Source organism: Reichenbachiella sp. (genome assembly GCF_039944555.1).
Classification (GTDB): Bacteria; Bacteroidota; Bacteroidia; order Cytophagales; family Cyclobacteriaceae; genus Reichenbachiella.
In genome coordinates this window covers 530356-553999 of sequence record NZ_JBDUYN010000007.1, presented here as the reverse complement: position 1 = coordinate 553999, position 23644 = coordinate 530356, and the positions used below count along the sequence as shown (strand labels likewise).

The following is a 23644-nucleotide window of genomic DNA, read 5'->3' as shown; positions in this document are numbered from 1 at the left end:
CAACCAGTAATTCTTCCATTTCTCTGTTTTCGTAGAAAATATTAGGGCATTCGTCCAATTATCGCGAATTAGATGGAATGGAGTAAGTAATATTGGTTTGATAAATTACTAGTCAGCGCGTAATGAGAAAGATAGTTGCAATAGCAATCTTGGCCATTTGGTCAGAGTATGCCTTTTCTGAGGGTTCCAAGAACCTCACCCCATCTAATACGGGTACCGCAACAGGTACCAATACTTTCGTAGGGTATTTAGAACATGACGTAAATGCAGGAGGGATTGATACCAGGAATTTCTTTGATCCTCAGGCACCGGTAGATGAACGGGTTTATGTGTATATAAAAAATGGAGAGACGCTTTACTGGGGGCTTGGTCGGCTAAATTTTGCTGCATTTGGAGCGACTAATGAAGATCTAACTGTAGCTCTCTTTGAATTTGGCGATACCCCGGGTACTGATACACCAGTTTCTACCTGGTTGTTGAGTGCTGACGGAGGAACTGACGACAACTCAATTTTTGTAGATGGTCCAGGCGTTATTCATAGCTATGCAGAGGCCGCTGCAGGTCCGTCAATTTTAGTAGCGGGTGGTTATGATGCTAATTCCTACACAAATAACACTGGAATTGATCAAGATTTTTTTATTGTTTTTCTGCAAAATAATGCTGGACCAAATGCAGGTTATACCAATGATATTGATGAGAGAAGTCAATACAACTATTGGGATTTTTCGGTGTATAATGGATCTGAGGAAAAAACAGGAAGATTACATGGAAAAAAGCTGAGTTTTAGTGCAGATGGCGGTGCAAATTTACTCTCGACCGAATTTCAGTTGTTTTCACTGATTCCTTCTACTGTAGGAGGAGTGAATGCAGGATACTATGTAAAAGAGTTAGACTTATCTGGTATTGCTCCTTATTCATTGTCAATATATTCTAACTCAACCGGTGCAGATGCAGCTCAAGCCAATACTACAGATTTTACAGAGCTAAGACAATCTCAGGGTACTGAAATTGCGCTCATAGAATATGACTTGTTTATAAACAATCCGGATTTAGAAGTTTATCCTACGAGTACGCTACCGACTGTTACCATCACTGATGCGAATTTCAATTGTAACCCTCTTGGAACAGGTGGAGAAGCTGCCATAACTTTCGAATCCAATCAAACAGGGCAAATTGCTGTGATTGTTGATTTGAACGGAATTAATGGCTATCAAAATGGAACTGAAGACGTAATTATTGAGGCTGAAGTTGCTGCCGAGGGGTATTCTGTCGTAAAGTGGGATGGTCTGAATGGCTTGGGGGCAACAGTAGCATCAGGTACACCTATTACGATTACGGGCAGGTTCACATCGGGACCTTTACATGTGCCTTTGTATGATGTTGAAGATAATACGGCCGGTATTCGAATGTTGGATGTTCGACCTGCCACAAGTTTTGACTTGATTTTCTGGGATGATTCTAATGTTACCACGAACCAAACACCGACGATTGAATTAGATGGATCTAATACTAACAATCACAATTGGACTGGCACAGATTCAGATCTACACAATACTTGGTCTTTTGGTTATTATCAGGTTAATACCCAAAGTGTCAATTTTGATTATGTATGTGATGACGATGGCGACGGGGTTTCCGGTACAAGTGATGGAGATAGTGACAATGACGGACTCACCGATGTACAAGAAGGTGATTGGGATTTTGATTCAGATGGAGACGGTATTCTTGATTATGTAGATACCGATTTCGCTGGATTTGTCGACTCAAATGCTGATGGTGTCAATGACAATTTTGATTTTGACCAAGATGGAATACCTAATGCCCTAGACCTTGATAGTGATAATGATGGAATTACAGATGCAATAGAATCCGGCCAATCAGACGCTGATAATAATGGAACCGTTGATGGTTTTACAGATATAGGTGGAGGACAAGGAGCCTTCGTGAGTTATACCTTATCTTCTGGTTGTACAACGGGCATGCAGGCTATTACCGATGAAACAATTGTGACGTTAGCGGATGACGAAACTATAGCAATTCAAATTCCTTTTGAATTTTATTTTTTCAATACTAAATATGCTTCAGGTTCAAGCATGTACCTAAACTCAAATGGCTGGGTAAGTTTTGACGATATCGATCAGGGAGGGCTAAATGACTATACTGCAGTAACATTTCCAAACGCGACGTTTACCAATACCATAGCTTTTAATCACAACGATCATAACCCTAACAATGGAGCAGGAGGTACTATTTCATATGGAGTTAGCGGCACAAGCCCAAACCGTACCTTCATTATCTACTATAACACCGTTTTATTCTTTGGTGGAGGTGGGTCTTCGACCACTCAAGTACAAATCTATGAGTCAAACGATGAAATAAGAATCGTTACAGATAATTATAATCCCGGTTCTGGAAATACAAAAACAATGGGTTTGAACGTTGACGGGACAACCTCATCTACAGTTGCCGGAAGAAATTTAGCAAATTACACCATCACTACAGCAGAATGCCAGTCTTGGGTACCTTCATATGGAACTGGGCCTAACGGCATTGACGACACTATTGACGGTGCAGCAATCTCACCGACTAGTACTAATGACGGAGACGCGCAGGCCGACTATCTTGACTTTGATAGTGATAACGACGGTATTGTCGATGCAATAGAAGCCGGCGGTTCCGCGGGCACGAATGGACAAATAGCAAGTTTTACAGACTCCAATGGTAACGGCTGGAACGATGCCCAGGAAGTAGGGGCACTTCCACTTACTGACACAGATGCAGATGGTACGCTACCGAATTATTTGGATTTTGATAGCGACAATGATGGAATTGACGATAACGTTGAGGCCCAGGCCAGTAATTCATATATAGCGATTGTGGCCGGGGATACAGACAGCAATGGTTTGCTTGATGTCTATGACCCTAACAATGGAGGAACTTTAATTACTCCAGTAAATACCGATTCAAATGGTGGTGCGGATTATATCGATACGGATTCCGACGGAGATGGGATAATAGATCTAATAGAAGGTCATGACGCCGATTTTGATGGCTTTGGTGATTGGGATACAAATACAGATCATGTGCTTGATGCGACTGATTTTGCAGGTTTCAATAGTGATGGCGATGGCGATGGGATATGGAATGTCTTCGATGCGGATAATAGCGGTACGGCCGCAACAGTTCCTAATTCAGATGGCGCTGGACTGAGCAACTGGCAAGATACAGACGATGACAATGATGGTAAGCTAAGTGCCGGAGAAGACGTCGGTGGAAATGGTGTATGGAGTGATGATTTTACTGAGGGTCAGGGAAGTGGTACGCCTGATTATTTGTATCGGGGAGACTTTGACGGAGATGCCATTGCTGATGCAACAGATGCTGATTCTGACAATGACGGTATTACAGATGCTACTGAAGATAATGGCGAGGCTATAGACCCAAGTGGGGATGAGGATGGAGATTCGGTACCTAACTACAGGGATGCAAGTGATGCAACTGTAACGGGCGGTTTGACATCCACGGCCGACATCAATAGTGACGGCGTGTATGATGTATTTGATTCTGATCTCGACGGCACGCCAGATTTTCTAGATCTGGATTCAGATAACGATGGAGTTTTAGACGCTATAGAGGCCAATAATGGTTCAGTACCGTTTGGATTGGATGTAACCACAGGAATGTTTGGACTGCAAGACCCGGATAACGACGGTTTAATGAATTATGTTGACAGTGATGCCGTTTCTGCCGGAGGTACTTCGACATTGGCTAATGCAGATTCTGATGCCGATGGTGTAAATGACTATAGAGATATAGATAGTGATAGGGATGGTATAGTAGATATCATTGAGTTCCAAACTACAGCCGGATATATTGCCGCTAGTGGAATCGATAGTGATGGAGACGGAATAGATGATAGTTTTGATCCTAACGCTGGCGGAACGCTACTAAGTGCGGTCAATTCTGATGGAGCTGATTTGCCAGATTATCTTGATACTGATTCAGATAACGATGGCGTACTGGATATTATCGAAGGAGACGATACCAACTTTGATGGATTTGGAGATTGGGATGCTACAGGATCAAACAATGACATCACTGACGAAGGCGGTTCCGGATATGGAACTGATACAGATGATGACGGCCTGGATGATATTTTTGATACCGTAGTATTAGGATCCGGGGATAATGCTTTAGGCTCTAATGTGGACCTTCAAAACACAGATGGTACGGATTTTAGAGATTGGAGAGATAGCAATGATGACAACGATACAGCAATTACTACAGCTGAAGACTTTAATACCAATGGCGATTGGACGGATGACAAGACCAATGGTCAGGGAGTAGGATCTCCAATACCAGACTATTTGTTCAATGGAGATACAGACAATGATGGCGTATTTGACTTTAGCGATCTGGATTCTGACAATGACGGCATTTTAGATACAGATGAAGATAAAGGTGAGACCATAAATCCAAGCGGCGATGAAGATGGAGATGGTATTCCAAATTTCAGGGATTTTACCGATGGCACAGTCACCGCCGGGCTTTCTTCTACAGCGGATACCAATGCTGACGGCGTGTATGATGTATTTGATTCCGATTTGGATGGGCTGGCAGATTTTAAAGATTTAGATTCTGACAATGATGGAATCCCGGATATTATTGAGGCCGGGGGTGTCGATGCCGATGGTAATGGCGAAGTAGATAATATTACAGATACGGATGGCGATGGCCTTTCAGATGTTTTTGATACGGACAATGGTGGTACCTTGTTAGTTATAGAAGATGTAGATGGTGATGGTTTGATAGACGCAGCTGATTTGGACGCCGATAACGATGGCCTTCCAGACATAATCGAAGCAGGTGGAACTGATTCGGATAACGATGGAAAAGTAGATAATACTACAGATACTGATGCCGATGGATTGGTAGATTTGATTGATTCTGATCACGGTGGAACAGCGTATACCATTCCTGATAGTGATAATGATGGCAGGGAAGATTACAAAGATCTTGACTCCGATAATGATGGGGTGACTGATGCAGTAGAAAATCGATTGGGTGATACCGACGGTGATGGCTTCGTGGATATTGCCACTGATACCGATGGTGATGGTTGGTCTGATGCAGCTGATCCAGACAATGGCGGAACACCTGCCGGATCGGTTGACGATGACAATGATGGTATCCTGAATCATCAGGATTTGGATGCAGATAACGATGGTTTGCCTGATATTATAGAGGCCGGAGGAACAGATGCTGACGGCGATGGAGTGGTCGATAATACTCTAGATGCCGATGATGACGGTATTCCTGACAATGTCGACGTTAATTTCTTTGCAACTAACGGTGGTTCTGGAACGGACAGTGATGGTGACGGCATTGACAATACCTTTGATGTAGACCAAACTGGTGGTAATGATACTGATGGAGATAGTATTGATAACACATTTGACTCCGATGCTGATGGCGATGGTTTTGACGACTTTGTTGAGGCCAACCCTTATTTGAATGCCGATACTGATGGTGATGGCAACCCTGATTCACATGATTTAGATTCAGATAACGATGGTATAACCAACCCCTATGAATATGGACAAACGGTAGATGGCGCTACCGGTCAATTGAGTGGGTTCACAGATGCCAACGGCAATGGATGGAATGATACGCAAGAATCTACACCTATTACTCCACCGAATTCAGACAGTGACCCTTTCAGTTTAGCAGACTACAAGGATCTGGATTCTGATGATGACGGGATACCCGACAATTTAGAGGCTCAAACGAAAGCTACATATATTGCACTCTCTGGAGTGGATACAGATGGCGATGGCCTTGATGACGCCTATGATCCTAACAACGGAGGTACATTAATTACGCCCGTAAATACTGATGCCACTGGTAATGACGACTTTTTAGACGCGGATTCAGACGGCGACGGGATCAATGACAATGTGGAAGGAGCTAACAGTGATCGTAATCAGTTTGGAGATTGGGACAGTAACACAAATAATTTGGCAACAGATGAGACCGGATGGGATGCCGACGTAGATGAAGATGGTATTTTCGACCTTTTTGACAGCTCTAATGGCTCCGGCTCAGCCAATATCACTGGAAGTTCTTCTGCTGTACAAGACACTGATATTGACAATACCTGGGATTTTCAAGATACTGATGATGACGGTGATGGCACGCTAACTTCTGCGGAAGCTACCACTCCAATTCTTGACCCGGGAGGGATTATACCAGATTACTTGTTTGGTAATCAAGACACCGATGGTGACACCGTTAATGATTCCGCAGATGCTGATTCTGACAACGATGGCCTGGCAGATGCAAGAGAAGATGGAGGAACTGGAATAGATCCCAGCGGAGATATTGATGCAGACGGTATTATGAATTTCCAAGATCCTGATATAGATGGAGATGGAACACTCAATGGTGCTGACACTGATGGAGATGGTAGCGGAACCAATACAACAGCATTTATGGATACCAATGGCGATTCTGTAATAGATCAATTTGATAAAGATTTAGATGGAATTGCAGACTTTAGGGACCTGGACGCTGACAATGATGGAATTGCTGATGTCCTGGAGTACGGATTGACAGATAGTAATGAAGATGGTACACTTAATGAAGGTGCCGGCATTACTGATACTAATGGCAACGGGATGGACGATTCCTCAGAGAGTATCGCAACCTCTCCCGACGAAACCCTAACAACAACAGGACCGACACATATTCTGACATTTACCGTGTCTACAACAGACCTAACCTCAAGCGCGTCATTATCATTTACGTTGCAAGGTGATTACGGACCTCAAGCCAACGAGGATTATACCGTTACCTTTGAGAATGGGGCGGGTTTTGGTACATTCAACAACACCGCCGGAGCTGATTGTGATGTATTGACTAATAACTTTGTTGTTAGCGCTTCGGATTGGAATGCGTCTAATGATGATGGAACCATTACAGTGACTATAAATGCTGGAGCTGGTGTTAATTCGATTACCTGTACCGGTGCAGTTTCTTCTACAGTTTCTAATGCTAGTGTGGCATATAGTACCTCAGTAATTCCTGATACCGATTCTGACGGTATATATGATCTTCATGATCTGGATTCTGATAATGATGGGATTACTGATAACAGAGAGGCACAATCGACAGCAGCATACGTAGCACCGACTGCAGGAGATGCAGACGCTGATGGTATTTTAGATGTTTATGACGAGGATATTTTAGTGGGTAACGCCTTGTTGCCAATCAATTTTGATGTGACAGGATCTGCTGACTACCTGGATACCGACTCTGATGATGATGGTGTTCTGGACAATATAGAAGGATGGGATGCCAACGGTAATGGATTTGCTGACTGGGATACAGATGCAGATAACGATATTACGGATGAAACAGGATACAATGTAGATTCTGACAGTGATGGTATTTGGGATGTTTTTGATAACAGTTCAGGCTTAGGTACAATAGCCAATATTGATGGTTCGAATCAAGCCCTTCAGAATACTGATGGAGATTCTGAAACTGATGTACGAGACCTCGATGATGATGGTGATGGATCCAACACCAGTACCACTGGTGCTAGCGGTGAAGATGCCAACAGCAATGGTAACTGGACTGATGACTTCACACAAGGTGGAGGAAGCGTCCCTAATTATTTGTATAACCCTGATGTAGATAATGACGGTGTTACGGATGCAACTGATGCAGATTCGGACAACGATGGTATACTTAATACGGATGAGTATGCTGGAGCAGTCTACTTTGCTTCAGGAACTCCTTTTGATGATGCTGACGGAGATGGAATCTACAATTATTTGGATACTAACGACGTAAACAATGGTTCTTTCGCTGATGCCAATGGTGATGGAGTCGACGATCAGGTGGATCAGGATAGAGATGGGATACCCAATTTCTTTGATCTGGATTCGGACAATGATGGTTTATTAGATGCCATTGAGGCAAACAATGGAGCCGTTCCTGCGATAGGAGGGTTTGCAATCAATACAGGACGATTTAGTGGTACGGATACGACACCAAATGATGGATTGGTGGATGCGGTGGCTGCAGCACCGCTCGCAAAAGGGAATCTAGATGTAGATGGCCTCGACGATTATTTAGATTTGGATAGTGACAATGACGGATTGACCGATAATATTGAAGCTCAAACAACGGCGGCATTGAGCACTCCTTCAGGAACAGATACTGACGGTGATGGTGTGGATGACAATTACGATAATGACAACGGAGGAACACCGCTTACTCCAATTAACACTGATGGGACGGATGAACCTGATTATCGAGATACCAATTCTGACAATGACCTGAGCAATTCTTTGTTTATTGCTGACTTCATTGAGGGATTTGACGCAAATAGAAATGGTTTCAGTGATCTGGATTTGGATCAGGATGGATTGCTTTCAGACCAAGTGGGCTATAATACAGACACGGATGGAGACGGTCTTTGGGATTTGTATGACAACTTCTCTGGAAGAGGGTTAAATAATATACTAGGAAGTAATGCCGATCTTCAGGACACTGACGGTGATGGCACCTTAGATTTTAGAGATGTAGATGATGATGAAGATAATATTACCACAACTCTGGAAGACGTAGATGGAGATGGGATCTGGACCAATGACAAAGTTCAAGGTGGAGGAGCAACTCCTGATTATTTGTTCTTCAATGATTCCGATAAGGATTTGATAGCTGATGGGTTGGATCAGGACGGTGATCAGGATGGTGTGTTAAATAACGATGAATATACTGCTACAGCCATTGATCCGTTTGCGGATGCCGATTTGGACGGTCTTTATAACTACAATGACCCAGACAATCCAGGTGCCTTGACTGACTCTAATGCTGATGGTATTTGGGATGAATATGACACGGATTTGGACGGTGTACCTAACTTCTTTGATCTAGATAGTGATAATGATGGTATTCCTGATTTGATTGAGAATGGAGGTACGGATGCAGATGGTGATGGTAAATTGGATGGTTTGGCTGATGCAGACAACGATGGTTTATTAGATACTTATGATGTGGATGCGACTATGGGTGTCGATTCGGATGGTGATGGCATTGATGACGCGTTTGATAGAAGCGTAGTGGGAAGTGGTGTTGATTTTGATGGCGACGATGTGCTTGATACCGTAGATAGAGATGATAATGGAGATGGCATAATTGATACTGTTGATAGTAGTACCGACGAAAGTAGCCCTGGTACACCTTTGACAATAGGAGATTTTGATGGAGATGGGGTTGCCAATATGTTTGATAGGGATTCGGACAACGACGGAATAGTTGATTTAATAGAAGGAGGTGGGTCAGATTTTGATGGAGATGGAAAGCTGGATGCATTTGGTGATACAGATGGAGATGGTTTTGGCAATGCAGTAGACGCTGATAATGGCGGTACAGCACTGACCATGCCAAATACAGACAGTGCTGATGAATCAGATTATCTGGATTTCGATGCAGATGGAGATGGAACCTTCGATTATCTGGAAGGATTTGATGACGATGAAGATGATGCATCTCAAGATGATTATGAAGCCAGAGCTATCGCGTACGGAAATGCAACGCATTATAATCAACTCGATATGGTTTGGTTTACCAATGATGCCGATGCAGATAATTGGCCTGATTTCCTTGATCCTGATGTTACTACCAGATATGTTGATAGTGATGGAGATGGTATCGTCAATCTCTTCGATGTGGATCAAGGTGGTAATTTCTATGGTAATGTGAGCGGAAAACCAGACAATGATACTGATGGTAAAGAAAATTACGTTGACAAAAACGGTGACTTTACTGTCTCTCGATCATTTCTCACCACAGGTGAGGATGGATCATTTGATACTTTTGATGTAGCTCTTACACTAATGCCTGTCACGGATGTTGTGATTGATATTGCTATAACAAATGCCGCTGATGAAGTTTCATTGGATTTGACTAGCCTAACTTTTAATTCTGGAAATTGGAACGTTCCCCGGACGGTAACAGTGACTGGACAAAATGATGCGCTTTTTGATGGAGATGAAAGCTTCGAAATTACCGTTTCTGTAAACGACGCAAGTAGTGACGATGATTATGATGATGCTCTGAATCAAACAATTGATGGTACTAATGAAGATAATGAAGGATCCATCAGGGTTTCTACAAATACGGTGACTTCTGCCGAAGGAGGATCTAATGTGACATTCTCCGTTGAATTAAGTGTTGCACCGGCAACTAATGTGGTTATAAATGTAGATGATGGGTCTAGTGATGAAGGAAATGTTAGTCCAGCGACCCTGACCTTCACTTCCGGAGATTGGGATACACCACAAGATGTAACCATAAGTCCTCAGGACGATGCTTTATTGGATGGTGATCAAGGATATACCATTACCCTTTCTGTAGATGATCCATCGAGCGATGATGCGTTTGACCCAGCTGGTGATGAGCTGATTGCTGTGACTAATCAAGATGATGAACAGGGTGTGGTGTTGAGTACGACTAGTGTGACTACAGCCGAGATAGGAACTACTGGCAATTTTACAATTGTTCTGGATGTAACCCCTGCTAGTGATGTAAATCTTACAATTGCCGAAAGTAGTGATGAAGGTTCGGTGAGCCCGACAAACATAACTTTTAACTCAGGAAATTGGAATGTCGCACGAGTCATAACTGTGACGCCTGCGGACGATGTCGATTCGGATGGTGATCAAATTTATGCGGTGACCGTGTCAGTTGATGGAGGTAGTGATCCTTCATTTACCTCTTTGGCAGCACAAACTGTCAATGTCACTAATGTAGACGATGAGACAGGCCCTCTTCCGCTGGATTTCTTGTCATTTAGTGGGCAATTTGACAATGAGGATGTTTTGTTGAATTGGGTAACTACCAATGAGATCAATGTAAGTCATTTTGAAATAGAGCATAGTTTGGATGGAAGTTCATTTTTAGCAATTGGTAATGTAGAAGCAGTAAACGTTGTGGCCTCAGTGAATGACTACTCATATACTCATGATTCTCCTACGGCTGCCGTCAATTATTATCGAATTAAGGAGGTTGACTTAGATGGGCTATTTGAATATTCAAACATCATTATGATGGAATCTCCATATTATCGACTCGAGTTTAATCATTACCCAAATCCTGTTGAAGATATTCTCAGAATAGGCACTAGCAAAAGGTTGAGTAGGGCATTTATACGTGTAGTTTCTGTAACTGGAAGTATAGTTTATCAAAATATGTTACCAAGTCTTAACGACGATCATTTTGAAATAGACCTAAGCAACGTTCAATTAGGAGTCTATCAGGTATTAATTGAAACTGATTTAGGAACTAAGCAATTTAGAATACTGAAAAAGTAATAGATAAATGGTGTCCCATAAAAAAGAGCCTGGCTTTGGATTAAGCCAGGCTCTTTTTTTGATTAATTCCAATTAACATTAATGGTGATGGCCACCAGGTCCATGGGCATGACCATGCTCTAGTTCTTCTGCAGTTGCTTCCCTAACATCCAATACTTCCCCTGAAAAAAACAGATCCTTTCCAGCCATAGGATGATTGAAATCCATGCGAACATGCTCATCTGCAATTTCAAGCACTAAGCCCTGCAGTGGATTTCCTTCCTGGTCTTTCATCGGTAGAAAGTTGCCAACCTTTACAATCTCACCCAATTTACCATCTGCTTCAAACATGGTTCTAGGTAGGTTCACGATTGCGTTTTCATCCACCGGACCATAGGCGCTATCACTTTGAACGCCAAATTCGAACAAATCACCAACTGCTTTGTCTTTAAGATTCATTTCAAAGTCAGGTAATACCTGCTGTGCACCAAACAAAAAAACAAATGGTTCTTTGTTGTCCACTTCCTGAACGACCTCACCACTTTTGTTTCCTTCTTGGAGCTTATAGGTGATGGATACTACTTTTTGATTTCCTATATTCATGTTGCGAATTTAAGGTTATCATATGATGATTGCCAATTGGGGACGTTCTTATATCTTTACTCATCAATCGCAAAATGATGATAGATAAAATAATTCAAAAAATTGATGCTATTAATGCCCAAGATCCTAACGTAGAAACATTTGAGGGCAAGGAATACCCCAAGGAACTCATATATGGTCAGCGAATGACCGAAATGCTAAATGAGTATGACCACTCTCCATCAGTTTCTTTGCAAATTGCCGCTCGTGGTCAACATATCAAAAGATGGACAATCCCACGGTCAGAATATCCAATGGACAGAAAGGGATATCTGCGGTGGAGGACAGATTTGAAATTATTTCATGGAAAGCTTTTGTCTGAAATCCTTGAGGAGGAGGTAACAGATGCAAATCTAATTGAGAATGTAAACGATCTGGTAACCAAAAAAAGGCTCAAGAACGATTTAGAAACACAGCAACTGGAAGACGTAGTATGTTTGGTTTTCTTGAAGTACTATTTTTCAGATTTTGCTGAAACGCATGAGGAAAAAAAGGTAATTTCTATTGTTACTAAAACCTGGGCAAAAATGACCGAGAAAGGACATAAAATGGCATTGGCACTCGACTATTCAAAAAAAGATTTAAGTCTAATCGAAAAAGCGCTAAAATAATTAGATAAATATCAGATGGTATTGAATTATTCTAATATTTCTATTACGCCATTGTTAGGATAATTCACAGGCATGGATTAACTTATTCGCTGTATAATATTAATAATTACCTAAACTGAGAGAAAAATGGTACTACCAGATTACATACAAAACCTTATTGATGCTATAAATAATTTCCTACCGGGAGTGTCTGGCCCAGTGGTAGTCTTCGTTCTGGGCTGGCTTTTTGCCATACTGATTCGAAAATTTGTTTATTTTCTAATGAAAAGAACAGATTGGGACGAACGCTTACTAGGAAATACAATTGTAGATACAAATAAATTCCTGGCCAATTTGGCCTATTATATCATACTCATCATTGTACTACTAGCCGTTCTGAATTTGCTTGGATTTGGCTATGAATACGATCTGATCAAAAATACTATTTACGAGTTCATTGGATTCATACCTAAGATTGTTGCTGCGGGTGCCCTTATCTTTGTGGGCTATATTTTAGCCAAAATTGTTTCTAATTTGGTGAAAATGGCGGGAAGTTTTCTCGATCGGGTCTCGGACCAGGTTGGATTTAAGGAGACCGATAAATTCATTCATTTTGTTCAGCAAATTGTATTTATCGTCATTTTCGTTCCCTTGTTTATTCAAGGTTTGAATGCCTTGGAGCTGGAAGCAATCACAACACCGGCGAACAACATATTACATACCTTGATGGACGCCGTACCCAATATCATTGGCGCTGGTTTAATCATCACTATATTTTTTATTGGAGGAAGATTTGTAACCTCTTTTGTCAATGATCTACTCGTCAATATTGGAACAGACAAACTAACAAAGCAGCTACATCTGTTTATAATTCATGAGGACCAATCTTTGTCTAAAGTGATCTCCAGTGTATTGCTCTTCTTTATTGTCTTCTTTGGTATCATTTCAGGCATCGAATTGTTAGGCCTGGACAGACTGACTGAAGTACTTCATAGTATTTTGAGCTTATCAGGGAATATCTTGTTTGGGCTGGTAGTAATGGTCCTTGGAAATTTTGTAGCTTCAATGGTCTACGGATCGTTATCCAAAACGAAAGAAAATGAATTTGCTGCGGGTATCGCGCGGATGGCCATCATTGGTTTGTTTTTGGCCATAGCCTTACGCACAATGGGTATTGCCAATAGCATCATTGATTTGGCATTTGGTTTAACATTGGGTTCTTTGGCTGTGACAGTGGCCTTAGCTTATGGTTTGGGAGGACGAGAAGCGGCAGGAAAGCATATGGAACAAATCCTTAAGAGATTTAGAAAGGAATGATTTTCAGTTCTTGAAAAGAAGCAAAGTCCCCATTTGAGCAATGGGGACTTTTTTTATCAAAAGATTATTTGGCTGGACCGAAGGGCATTTCTTGAATGGCTATGGGTTTTAAAATGAGTTGAGAAAATAAATTCCTATCATTCAATAATAATACCTTTTACCTGGTAGAAACCATGAACCAAATTGCATTAATTGTAAAGAATCATAAATTGCCACTTTATTAGAATCCAAATTGAATGAAACGAATAATCGCCATTGTTTTCCTCTTGACATCAGTTTCCACTGCCTACTGCCAAAATTCTAAAATTGAGAAAAGTATTATCAAATCTGTGGATAAAAACAATCAGACCTATGTCCAGTTGTTAAAGGACATTGTGAATACAAACAGTGGTACAATGAATTTTGATGGCGTCAGGGAAGTGGGTGTGAAGCTTAAGCCTGAATTCGAAACGTTGGGTTTGGAGGTTCGGTGGGAGAGTGGTGAGGCCTTTAATCGCGCCGGGCACCTTGTTGCGGTTAACCATGGTTCCGTAGGGCCGAAAATGCTGCTGATTGGTCATTTGGATACGGTTTTTGAACCGGACAGCCCGTTTCAGTCCTATGAAATGTTGAACGATTCTCTCATACGCGGACCTGGAGTTATCGACATGAAAGGTGGCGATGTGATCATCTTGGCTGCGCTCAGAGCGCTAAAAGAAGCCGGAGTACTAGATCAGATGCAAATCGAAGTAGTCCTTACCGGTGATGAAGAAAAAAGTGGAAGCCCACTCAACCTTTCAAAACAGGCCATAATTGAAGCATCCGCACGTGCAGATATAGCACTGGCTTTTGAAAATGCAGATGGAGATCCAGCCACCATCGTAGTCACTCGTAGAGGTTCGGCAGGATGGAAATTGGATGTAAAAGGAAATGCAGCTCATAGTTCTCAAATATTCACCGAAAAAGTAGGTGTCGGTGCGGTTTACGAAACGTCGCGCATCTTAACAGAATTTTACAAACAGCTCTCTAATGAAGAAAACCTGACCTTCAATCCGGGCGTAATACTCGGAGGTACGGCCGTTTCTTATGACAAAAATAAGAATGGAGGTACAGCCTCAGGCAAGAGCAATGTGGTGGCACAGCAGACCATTGTGAACGGTGATATCAGAGCAGTTTCTCTTGAACAGCTTGCCAAAGCAAAGCAAATAATGACTCAAATTGCCAATGAAAATATGCCAGGGACGAGTGCTGAATTGACTTTTAAACCAGGAGGATATCCACCTTTGACCGAAACAGCAGGCAATCACAAACTCTTGGGTTATTATTCACAAGTCAGCAAAGATCTGGGATATGGACCAGTAGTACCAGTTCATCCAAGAAAGGCCGGTGCGGCAGACGTTTCATTTACTAATGGTCTTGTCGATATGGCCATCGATGGATTAGGGCTTTCAGGAACAGACGACCACACCATCAAGGAAACCGGTAATCTCAATTACTTGCCTATTCAGACGAAACGTGCTGCTGTTCTAATGTATAGGATAGCTTACGGTAAACTCTAATGTCTTTTTTCTCTTTAGAGAAAATCAGGTTGTTGGTATCTCGGGTTAGGATACGCATAAAACCCTTTCCCGCTCTTTACACCTAATTCTTGTTTGTCCATATAAGTTTGAAGTAATGAAGCAAATTGATTAGACTCATCAGTTTGCTGATTCTTTATTATCCGCCATGCTGTATCAAGGCCTATCTGGTCCAGCATGCCGAAAGGGCCAACCGCCATGTTGAAATTGCCCATCCAGGACCTGTCAATATCTTCTACTGTACTTACGCCATTGGCTAATAGATGCACGGCAGCCTTTAGAGCACTCATGAGTATATGATTAAAAACATACCCTGAAGATTCCTTTGTCACCCTGATAGGCGTTTGATTTAATTTTTTACCAAAATCGAACAAGACTTCAATTACCCATTCTTCAGTGGCTGTATTAGGCATGATATCTACCACGTTTGCAACAAAAACATCATGGAAATGAAAAGCGCAGAACCGCTCTGGTCTACCGGACGCCTCTGAAAACATAGACGGTAAAAGAAAGGAGGTATTGGTCGTGAAAATGGTACTTGATGGGCACAACCGCCCAAACTGTTGCCAAACCTCTCTTTTTATGGTGATATCTTCGGTGACCGATTCATTGACTATATCGGCATTTTTTGCCGCTAATGCGGCATCAGTTGTGAATGTGATGCCATCGATAATACTAGAGAAGTCAATATTCCTAAACTGACCTGTCTTAGAAAAACTGGCAGCTAGCTTATGCTGAATCTTAATTGCTTCGTCTAGCTGTTTTTGATTTGTATCGTAGATATTGACCTTATAACCAGATATAGCGGCCTGAAGGCCAACTCGAAGTCCAAGCGTGCCTGCACCCAGAATGAGAATATTTTGAATATCTTCTATTTTCAGAATCTTTTTCAATAGTTTGAAATTTTCCCTGTATTTAATGCTTTTTGTCCTTGTTGTGCACAAGCATTTACCACGCCTATCAACCCTGCAAATCGCGGATCTTTGGTTAGACCTTTCTTGTACCGTGCATAGATTTGTTGACAGATGACACCTAACTTGAAAGAGGCAAAAACATAATAGAAATTTATGTCAGATGTATCAATACCTGTTTTTTCAGTGTACTTGTTGAGCACCTCATTTCTATTGAGGTTGCCTGGCATCCAAGTGAGATTAAAAGCTTTAAGGGCGGGTGGATCGAGGAGTTCTACCCAGTAGGCTAGAGCGGTGCCCAGGTCCATCAATGGGTCACCAATCGTGGCCATTTCCCAATCTAAAACGGCAAGTACATCGGAGTAGTTATCAAGTGAAAGTACCAGATTATCGTATTTGTAATCATTATGAATGAGTGCAACCGTTTTGCTTTCCGGAATATTTTGACCCAGCCAGACACCTAATTCTTCCATTCCAGGCAACTGATCGGTTTTAGATTTTTTGTACCTTTCTGTCCAGCCATCCACCTGGCGTTGTACGTACCCTTCTGGCTTGCCCAGCTCCCAAAGATTGTTTTTGTCCAGATCCAACTGATGTAAGTCGCATAAGATATCTACCGAATTTTGACTAATTTTTTGCATCAGATCTCCTGTCATGGGCATGTTTTTAGGAGGAGCATTTCTTAGGATAATTCCTCGAACCCGTTCCATGATAAAGAATTCGTCTCCAATGACTTCCTTATCATCGCAGTGGAGTATAGGTCTGGGTGAGTAGGGGCAAACAGGATTAATTTTGGTAAGCAAATCATATTCCCGTTTCATGTCATGTCCGCCTTTTACTTCGGCTCCAATGGGAGGTCGTCTAAGTACAAACTCTTGCTGTCCACATTTGACTAGGTAAGTCAAGTTAGAAAACCCACTTGGGAATTGTTCTATGCTTACTCCTTCTTCAAATTCAGGCCATTCTTTGAGATATTCGCCCAACTTATTAAAGTCGATGTTTTCACCAGGTCGGACCATCACTGATCGATCCATTAGCATATTTCTTTCTCTTAGACTCATTGTACTATAATGGGTTGGCTTGGTAATTTTTTAAAACGGATTTAGCGACAACCGTTTTATGCACCTCATCTGGTCCATCGTATATTCGTGCGCCACGTTCATGTCTGTACCACCAGGATAGAATAGTGTCATCAGTAATGCCGAGTGCACCATGCACCTGAATGGTCCTGTCTAATACTTGTTGAAGGATGTTAGCAACATAATACTTTATGGAAGATATTTCTTTTCTAGCTGCTTTACTTCCTTCCTTTTCAATTTTATGTGCTGTATGTAATACAAGTAACCTGGCAGCATCGATTTCAGTTCGGGATTCAGCTATCCAATTCTGAATAGTCTGTTTATCTCCAAGTACTTCTTCATCAGAAATTTTCCTTTCGGAGGCTCGCCTGCACATAAGGTCAAGTGACCTTTCACAGATGCCAATCCACCTCATGCAGTGATGAATTCTTCCAGGCCCCAGTCTCTGTTGGGCTAGCATAAAACCCTCACCTTGTTTATGAATAAGATTGTGTACGGGTACTCGACAATTATTATATCGAATTTCCGCGTGGCTAATATATCCACTGCCTTTTTCTCCCATTATCGGGATGTTCCGAACCAACTCGAATCCCGGGGTGTCGGTAGGAACTACAATCATACTAGCCCTTTCATAGGCATTTGCCGATTCAGGATTGGTCACAGCCATAACAACCGCAAAGCTCGCTCCGTCGGCAGATGAGGTAAACCATTTATGTCCATTTATGATGTAGATGTTACCGTCTTGTATAGCTGTTGTACTTAGGTGTTTTGGGTTAGATCCTGCATGTTCCGGCTCTGTCATTGAAAAGCAACTTCGGATTTCTCCCCGTTGTAAGGGTTCTAAAAACTGTAATTTTATTTCCTCAGAGGCATAGGCTGAAAGCAGTTCCATATTACCGATGTCAGGAGCCTGGCAGTTGAAGACATAGTGACCAAGTGGAGTCGTTCCCATCACCTCGCTGATCTGAGCAAACTCTACTAAGTTAAGCCCAAGACCTCCTTCTGATTCGGGTAGGTGAGGTGCCCAAAGTCCTGCAGATTTAGCTTTAATTCTAAGCTGAGAAAGTAAATTTTCATGACTGACCAGATTGGAAGTATCCAACAATTGCAGTTCCGTTGGCAAAAGGTGAGTCTGGATGAAATCCTTGTATTTGGGGTAAAGGTGTTGAACCTTTTCGGTGGCAAATAAATCGATCATAAGGGATTAACTATGAGAGGTTAAGATAGCTAAATCGATGCATTAATATCTGATTTAGCATAAAATTGCTTGCCAAATAATATTTGGTTGAAAAACTTAAATATTAATGAATCAAGGATATAAATAGTTATGATTAAAGTTATTTGTAGGGTTCTCATCTTCTTCTTAGTTGGATTGTTTGGAAATTGGTCTCAGATTAATCTTTGTTAATTAATTAACAAACTGTGTAGGGTTCGTGAAAATCAAAGCAGACGAAACGTTTTCGATCCTTGGAAATGTGGCTAGTTTTGCTGCATCAAAATTTTGACATAAAAGGAATTAAAATAATCGCTACTGAAATGCAAGACATCAAAAAAATCATAGAAGAAACCTGGGAAGATAGATCGAAACTTCAGTCGCCTGAAGTTGTGAAAACGATAGAATTCGTTCTCGAAGAATTAGACAAAGGAAGATTAAGATGTGCACAACCAACTATAGATGGATGGGAGGTAAATGACTGGGTTAAGAAAGCTGTGATTTTATATTTTCCTATCAGAAAAATGGAAAAAATTGAGGTTGGTCCTTTCGAGTTTCATGATAAGATGGCTTTGAAATCTGACTATGACAAGCTGGGCGTTCGTGTGGTTCCTCATGCAGTAGCTCGTTACGGTGCATATATTTCAAGCGGAGTAATTTTGATGCCATCCTATGTAAATATCGGAGCCTATGTTGATGAAGGTTCGATGGTCGATACTTGGGCAACTGTAGGTAGTTGTGCCCAGATTGGTAAAGGAGTCCATTTAAGTGGTGGAGTTGGTATTGGGGGAGTACTTGAACCTGTACAGGCTGCACCAGTTATTATTGAGGACAACGCTTTTATTGGTTCGAGATGTATAATTGTAGAAGGGGTAAGGATAGGAAAAGAGGCTGTCCTGGGGGCCAACGTTACGTTAACAGCGAGTTCTAAAATAATTGACGTGACAGGTCAAGAGCCAATTGAATACAAAGGATATGTACCAGAGCGTTCAGTGGTCATTCCAGGCTCTTATGCAAAGCAGTTTCCTGCAGGAGAGTATAATGTACCTTGTGCTTTAATTATTGGTAAGAGAAAAGAGAGCACAAACAAGAAAACGTCATTAAACGACGCACTTAGAGATAATAGTGTTGCGGTATAGATTAGATTAATTAGATTTAGTTTTTGAATTGAAATTGAATCTGATGAAACGAACATCTAAATTCAATCATCTCAATTTTCATAAAGGGATTATTGAATTTCTTGAGAGTTCCATTGCTCCGGCGAATTGGCGGGACGCGCAGTCTGACCAAAAAACAACAACTATAAACACAGTGAAACGAATACTACTTCTTTTTTCCATACTCATAGGCTTTAATGCTTCTGCTTTAGAAACGATTAAGATTAAGGCTGCTGACGGCGTAGAGGTCACGGTGGATCTGCACATCACTCATCCGGATACAGTGCCCTTTATCATATTGTATCACCAGGCCGGATGGAGTAGAGGAGAGTATCAGGAAATAGCACCTACCCTCAACCAACTTGGATTCAACTGTATGGCTGTGGATCAAAGGTCAGGTAAAGCTGTCAATAACGTTGAAAATCGAACTTTCATTAGTGCTCGTCAATTGATGAAGGAAACAAAGTATATAGATGCCTTGCCAGACATGAATGCTGCAGTTAATCATGCAAGGGAGTTTCTAGCAAAAGGTGACTTGATTATTTGGGGTAGTTCCTACTCCGCGGCATTAGTTTTAAAGATTGCCGGTGATCGTCCCAATGATATCGCTGGAGTGTTGGCATTTTCTCCGGGAGAGTATTTTCAATCCATGGGAAAGCCGAAGGATTTCATCACGATAAGCGCAAGTAAAATTCAATGCCCATCTTTTATTACATCAGCCAAAAGTGAACGAAACAGCTGGTGGAACATTAATGAGGTAATTCCTACAGAAACAAAAACTTATTATCTACCGGAAACCTCAGGAAACCATGGTTCCAGAGCACTTTGGTCCAAATTCTCAGATAATTTAAACTACTGGGACGCTGTCAAAACCTTCTTGAGCCAGTACCTTTAGGAGGATTTATTCTGGATCTGTAAGAATCGTATATACCCTTTTTAGTTTATTTATACTTGCAAAGTGCTTAGCTGAAATGGCACCTGATCACCTTCATTCATTAGGAATATTGCTTAAATACGCGGTATTCAATGTTTTGACAGGATTTATTCTTGTACTTTCTAGAAAAAAGTAAGTACTTTTGTCATAACCAAGCTATATTAATTATGAAATTTCTGCGCAAATTCTTTGGCCAGATCAGAAAAAAACTGGGATGGTCTACCCCGAAGTCAAGTCCTGTAGATGTAGAGTATTTTCTCGCTCGAAAGAAACCTAACCATTGTTAAACCATTCTTGACATTAATGGATTAAGTAGAGTCAGGTGTTTTAATGGACATGTTGACTAAACTTATGACCAGATTAATCAGCCTTATATTTTTACATTTATCCGTATGTACATACGGCCAGGGAAAGCTAGATTTTGTAAAAGTTGACGATGCGTCAATTGATATATACACTCCACCAAATTACTCTTCGAAAAAGGAATACCCTGTAGTTTACTTTAACGATGGCCAGATGCTCTTTGGTCACAGATCAGTTTGTATGGCGCTTCAGCTTACGCTGGATAGCCTGATAGAGAATAATGTAATAAATGAACTGATTGTTGTAGGAATTGCTGCTGATCGCTTACGTTCTGAGAAGTATGTCCCATATCAGGGTGCCAGTTTCGAGCAAATGGCAGATGGTAGTTCTTACGCCAGTTACTATTCAAATTTTCTAATAAACCGGCTGATACCTCACATAGATCAAAATTACGGTACTATTAGAGAAGCCAGTGGTAGGGCCATATTTGGATTCTCGTTTGGTGGATTGAATGCGATTTGGATGATGCTGAATAACCCTGAGGTATTTTCCACGGCTGGCGGATTCTCGCCCTCATTTTGGGTTGACGACTTTGCGATATTTGATGAGGCCATTAAATACCAGGCTGGCCAAAAGATTTGGTTTGATATTGGAACGGCAGAATGGAATTATTATGTACCCTTTCAGAAGTTGCTGAAAGAGCAAGGTGCCAAAATAAATGAAGAGGTCTTCTATTCTGAAGTACCGGGAGGTTTGCATACCATGATGGATTGGAATCAGCGTATTGAAATGCCTTTTCTGATATTTGCAGGGAAAGAATCACATACAATTTCTAAGATGGAAGTTGAAATTGAAATTATTCCAAGTCAATCAATTCCTGGTAAGAAGTTTACACGACTGAATCCTATCGTTACCTGCAAATCGGGTTTGATCTATTCACTGGCATATGAAGCTGACTATGAAGTTCTCAATCCATCTGCTGGAAAGGTGAGTGGGGAAGGCAGTTTCAAGCTCTTTGGGGATGAAAACCTAGATGTGATAGTCACCTACAAACAATTTACCAAGAAAGTGAAAGTTCGCTCGAAATTATTAGTTGATTAGTGGGTTTTTAGGATTGGTCATTATTTACGGAACTCAAGTCCTTTTCTATTCCTCTCAGTCGATCCTGGCAATATTTTACCAAGTGATTGGCTCTTTTGACCAGATCGGTTATCTGATCTACATCAACTTCTTCAGATTCAAGCTGTTGACAGATTCCTTGTAATTCGTCGTAGGCCGACTGATATGAAAGTTTATTCTTGCTCATTTAATTTTGTTTATAGTGCTTGTGATTTTATTCTTCGAAGTTTCGGTTACCATTTTATCCCCGGGCTTAATCTTTTGATTTTTTAGTAGTTTCCCGTTTAGTCTTGTGATTGAATATCCTTTTTTCAATAGGTATTTAGGATCATAGGCGCTCACCAGTTTTTCCTGATGGTCCAAATGGCTGAGATGCCTGCTTAACAGGTTTGCGGGCTGAGTTTTTATAAGTTGAACTACCTGTTGAAGTTCTAGTGAATGACGCTGTAATATTTTTCTGGCGCTCAATCGGTATCCGAAGTTTATTTCATTTATGAGTTCACTCTGACTGTAAATCAATTGCTGTGCCTGTTGGTTGATCTTTTCATGAAAAGAATTGATGTCAGACTCAAAAGAAAGCATTTTGGAGATGAGGAATTCAGCGACTGAGGTTGGAGTTTTTAAGTACGTATGTGCGACTAAATCTGCAATCGACTGATCCCTTTCATGTCCAATACCGGTAATGATTGGTAGTGGGAATTGTGCAAGATGGGCACACAAATCGTAATCATCGAAGCAATCAAGATCCATTTTAGAGCCGCCGCCTCTTATAATCACAACTGCATCATAACTCAATTCAGCTTCATGAATCGTATGTAGACTTTCAATTATTGATTGTGGAGCAGCATCTCCTTGCATGACTGAAGGGTAAAGCTTAAGGGTTGCTTTATACCCGTACGGATTGTTCTCAAACTGATTAATAAAGTCTTCATAGCCGGCCGCAGAGGAGCTACTTATTATGGCCAGTCGCTGTGTCACCAAAGGTAATTCCAAAGACTTATTCATATCTATGATGCCTTCAGTATCTAGTCTTTTTAACGTTTCTTGTTTCTTTCTTTCTCTTTCACCAATAGTAAAATTGACATCAATATCCCGGATATTGAGACTGAGTCCATACACCTCATGAAATTCCAATGAGGCATTCATCAGGATTTTCATACCCTGTTTTAAATCGGTACCTGTTTGTGACACGAACCAAGGATGGATTTCCCTGAAAACATTTGCCCAGATGGTGCCTCGGGCTTTGGCTCTTACATAATTATTATCCTTCTCCACAAGTTCCAGATAGCAATGTCCATTTGAATGCAGGTTGATTTGTCCAATCTCCGCGACGATCCAGTACGAGCGCTCAAGTTGATCAGAAAGTACTTCTTTGACCAGGGAATTAAATTCGAATAGGGTGTATTGATTCACAAATCAAAATTCAAGGAATAAACTTCAAATCACAAATTGTGAGACAC

13 protein-coding genes are annotated in these 23644 nt (G+C 41.3%); 7 read left to right on the top strand and 6 right to left on the bottom strand.

Annotation, left to right across the window (positions count from 1 at the left end):
- The first annotated feature begins 122 nt into the window (after positions 1-122).
- Positions 123-11384, top strand: a complete 11262-nt coding sequence (locus tag ABJD64_RS10890; protein ID WP_348178620.1) for a T9SS type A sorting domain-containing protein — start codon at positions 123-125, stop codon at positions 11382-11384.
- Between the two features lie 78 nt (positions 11385-11462).
- Here ABJD64_RS10890 and ABJD64_RS10885 read toward each other — a convergent pair whose 3' ends face one another.
- Positions 11463-11966, bottom strand: coding sequence for an FKBP-type peptidyl-prolyl cis-trans isomerase (locus tag ABJD64_RS10885; protein WP_348178618.1), 504 nt, complete (start codon positions 11964-11966; stop codon positions 11463-11465).
- Between the two features lie 74 nt (positions 11967-12040).
- Here ABJD64_RS10885 and ABJD64_RS10880 point away from each other — a divergent pair, with 74 nt between their 5' ends.
- The 3 genes from ABJD64_RS10880 to ABJD64_RS10870 all read left to right on the top strand — a co-directional run bounded on the left by ABJD64_RS10880 (position 12041) and on the right by ABJD64_RS10870 (position 15450).
- Positions 12041-12616, top strand: a complete 576-nt coding sequence (locus ABJD64_RS10880) for a DUF4202 domain-containing protein (RefSeq protein ID WP_348178616.1) — start codon at positions 12041-12043, stop codon at positions 12614-12616.
- A 126-nt stretch (positions 12617-12742) separates the two neighbouring features.
- Positions 12743-13912 carry a mechanosensitive ion channel gene (locus ABJD64_RS10875; RefSeq protein ID WP_348178614.1) on the top strand — a complete coding sequence of 390 codons (1170 nt, stop codon included), beginning with the start codon at positions 12743-12745 and terminating at the stop codon, positions 13910-13912.
- Positions 13913-14148: 236 nt separating this feature from the next.
- Positions 14149-15450, top strand: coding sequence for a M20/M25/M40 family metallo-hydrolase (locus ABJD64_RS10870; RefSeq protein WP_348178612.1), 1302 nt, complete (start codon positions 14149-14151; stop codon positions 15448-15450).
- 14 nt (positions 15451-15464) lie between these two features.
- Here the strand turns inward: ABJD64_RS10870 and ABJD64_RS10865 are convergent, their stop codons facing one another.
- From ABJD64_RS10865 to ABJD64_RS10855, 3 genes are read right to left on the bottom strand one after another with little or no spacing between them, the layout of a single operon-like run.
- Complete coding sequence (locus ABJD64_RS10865; RefSeq protein WP_348178610.1) at positions 15465-16361, bottom strand: 3-hydroxyacyl-CoA dehydrogenase; 897 nt, start codon at positions 16359-16361, stop codon at positions 15465-15467.
- On the bottom strand, positions 16358-17440 hold the full coding sequence (locus ABJD64_RS10860) for a phosphotransferase family protein (RefSeq protein WP_348178608.1): 1083 nt from the start codon (positions 17438-17440) through the stop codon (positions 16358-16360). The genes ABJD64_RS10865 and ABJD64_RS10860 overlap by 4 nt, the downstream gene beginning before the upstream one ends.
- Before the next feature lie 4 nt (positions 17441-17444).
- Positions 17445-18656: an acyl-CoA dehydrogenase family protein gene (locus ABJD64_RS10855; protein ID WP_348178606.1), complete on the bottom strand. Its 1212-nt coding sequence runs from the start codon at positions 18654-18656 to the stop codon at positions 17445-17447.
- Between the two features lie 338 nt (positions 18657-18994).
- On the opposite strand from ABJD64_RS10855, the gene ABJD64_RS10850 reads away from it, so the two are divergent.
- The 3 genes from ABJD64_RS10850 (at position 18995) to ABJD64_RS10840 (ending at position 22166) form a co-directional block, all read left to right on the top strand.
- Entirely contained in the window at positions 18995-19810 is an 816-nt protein-coding gene (locus ABJD64_RS10850) for a 2,3,4,5-tetrahydropyridine-2,6-dicarboxylate N-succinyltransferase (protein ID WP_348179489.1), read from the top strand.
- A gap of 43 nt (positions 19811-19853) precedes the next feature.
- Positions 19854-20723, top strand: coding sequence for an alpha/beta hydrolase (locus tag ABJD64_RS10845; RefSeq protein WP_348178604.1), 870 nt, complete (start codon positions 19854-19856; stop codon positions 20721-20723).
- A 390-nt stretch (positions 20724-21113) separates the two neighbouring features.
- Positions 21114-22166 (top strand): alpha/beta hydrolase-fold protein, encoded by a 1053-nt coding sequence (locus ABJD64_RS10840; protein ID WP_348178602.1) that lies wholly within the window; start codon positions 21114-21116, stop codon positions 22164-22166.
- Between the two features lie 7 nt (positions 22167-22173).
- Here the strand turns inward: ABJD64_RS10840 and xseB are convergent, their stop codons facing one another.
- A complete protein-coding gene (gene xseB / locus ABJD64_RS10835) occupies positions 22174-22371 on the bottom strand; it encodes an exodeoxyribonuclease VII small subunit (protein ID WP_348178600.1) in 198 nt (65 codons plus the stop codon).
- The gene (gene xseA, locus ABJD64_RS10830; RefSeq protein WP_348178598.1) at positions 22368-23597 is read right to left on the bottom strand and encodes an exodeoxyribonuclease VII large subunit; all 1230 of its coding nucleotides are present in this window, start codon (positions 23595-23597) and stop codon (positions 22368-22370) included. The genes xseB and xseA overlap by 4 nt, the downstream gene beginning before the upstream one ends.
- Positions 23598-23644: the final 47 nt, after the last annotated feature.

Coding starts and splice junctions, on each gene's coding strand:
- ABJD64_RS10890 (WP_348178620.1), top strand. CDS start 123: ATGAGAAAGATAGTTGCAATAGCAATCTTGGCCATTTGGTCAGAGTAT.
- ABJD64_RS10885 (WP_348178618.1), bottom strand. CDS start 11,966: ATGAATATAGGAAATCAAAAAGTAGTATCCATCACCTATAAGCTCCAA.
- ABJD64_RS10880 (WP_348178616.1), top strand. CDS start 12,041: ATGATGATAGATAAAATAATTCAAAAAATTGATGCTATTAATGCCCAA.
- ABJD64_RS10875 (WP_348178614.1), top strand. CDS start 12,743: ATGGTACTACCAGATTACATACAAAACCTTATTGATGCTATAAATAAT.
- ABJD64_RS10870 (WP_348178612.1), top strand. CDS start 14,149: ATGAAACGAATAATCGCCATTGTTTTCCTCTTGACATCAGTTTCCACT.
- ABJD64_RS10860 (WP_348178608.1), bottom strand. CDS start 17,440: ATGAGTCTAAGAGAAAGAAATATGCTAATGGATCGATCAGTGATGGTC.
- ABJD64_RS10855 (WP_348178606.1), bottom strand. CDS start 18,656: ATGATCGATTTATTTGCCACCGAAAAGGTTCAACACCTTTACCCCAAA.
- ABJD64_RS10850 (WP_348179489.1), top strand. CDS start 18,995: ATGCAAGACATCAAAAAAATCATAGAAGAAACCTGGGAAGATAGATCG.
- ABJD64_RS10845 (WP_348178604.1), top strand. CDS start 19,854: ATGAAACGAACATCTAAATTCAATCATCTCAATTTTCATAAAGGGATT.
- ABJD64_RS10840 (WP_348178602.1), top strand. CDS start 21,114: ATGACCAGATTAATCAGCCTTATATTTTTACATTTATCCGTATGTACA.
- xseB (WP_348178600.1), bottom strand. CDS start 22,371: ATGAGCAAGAATAAACTTTCATATCAGTCGGCCTACGACGAATTACAA.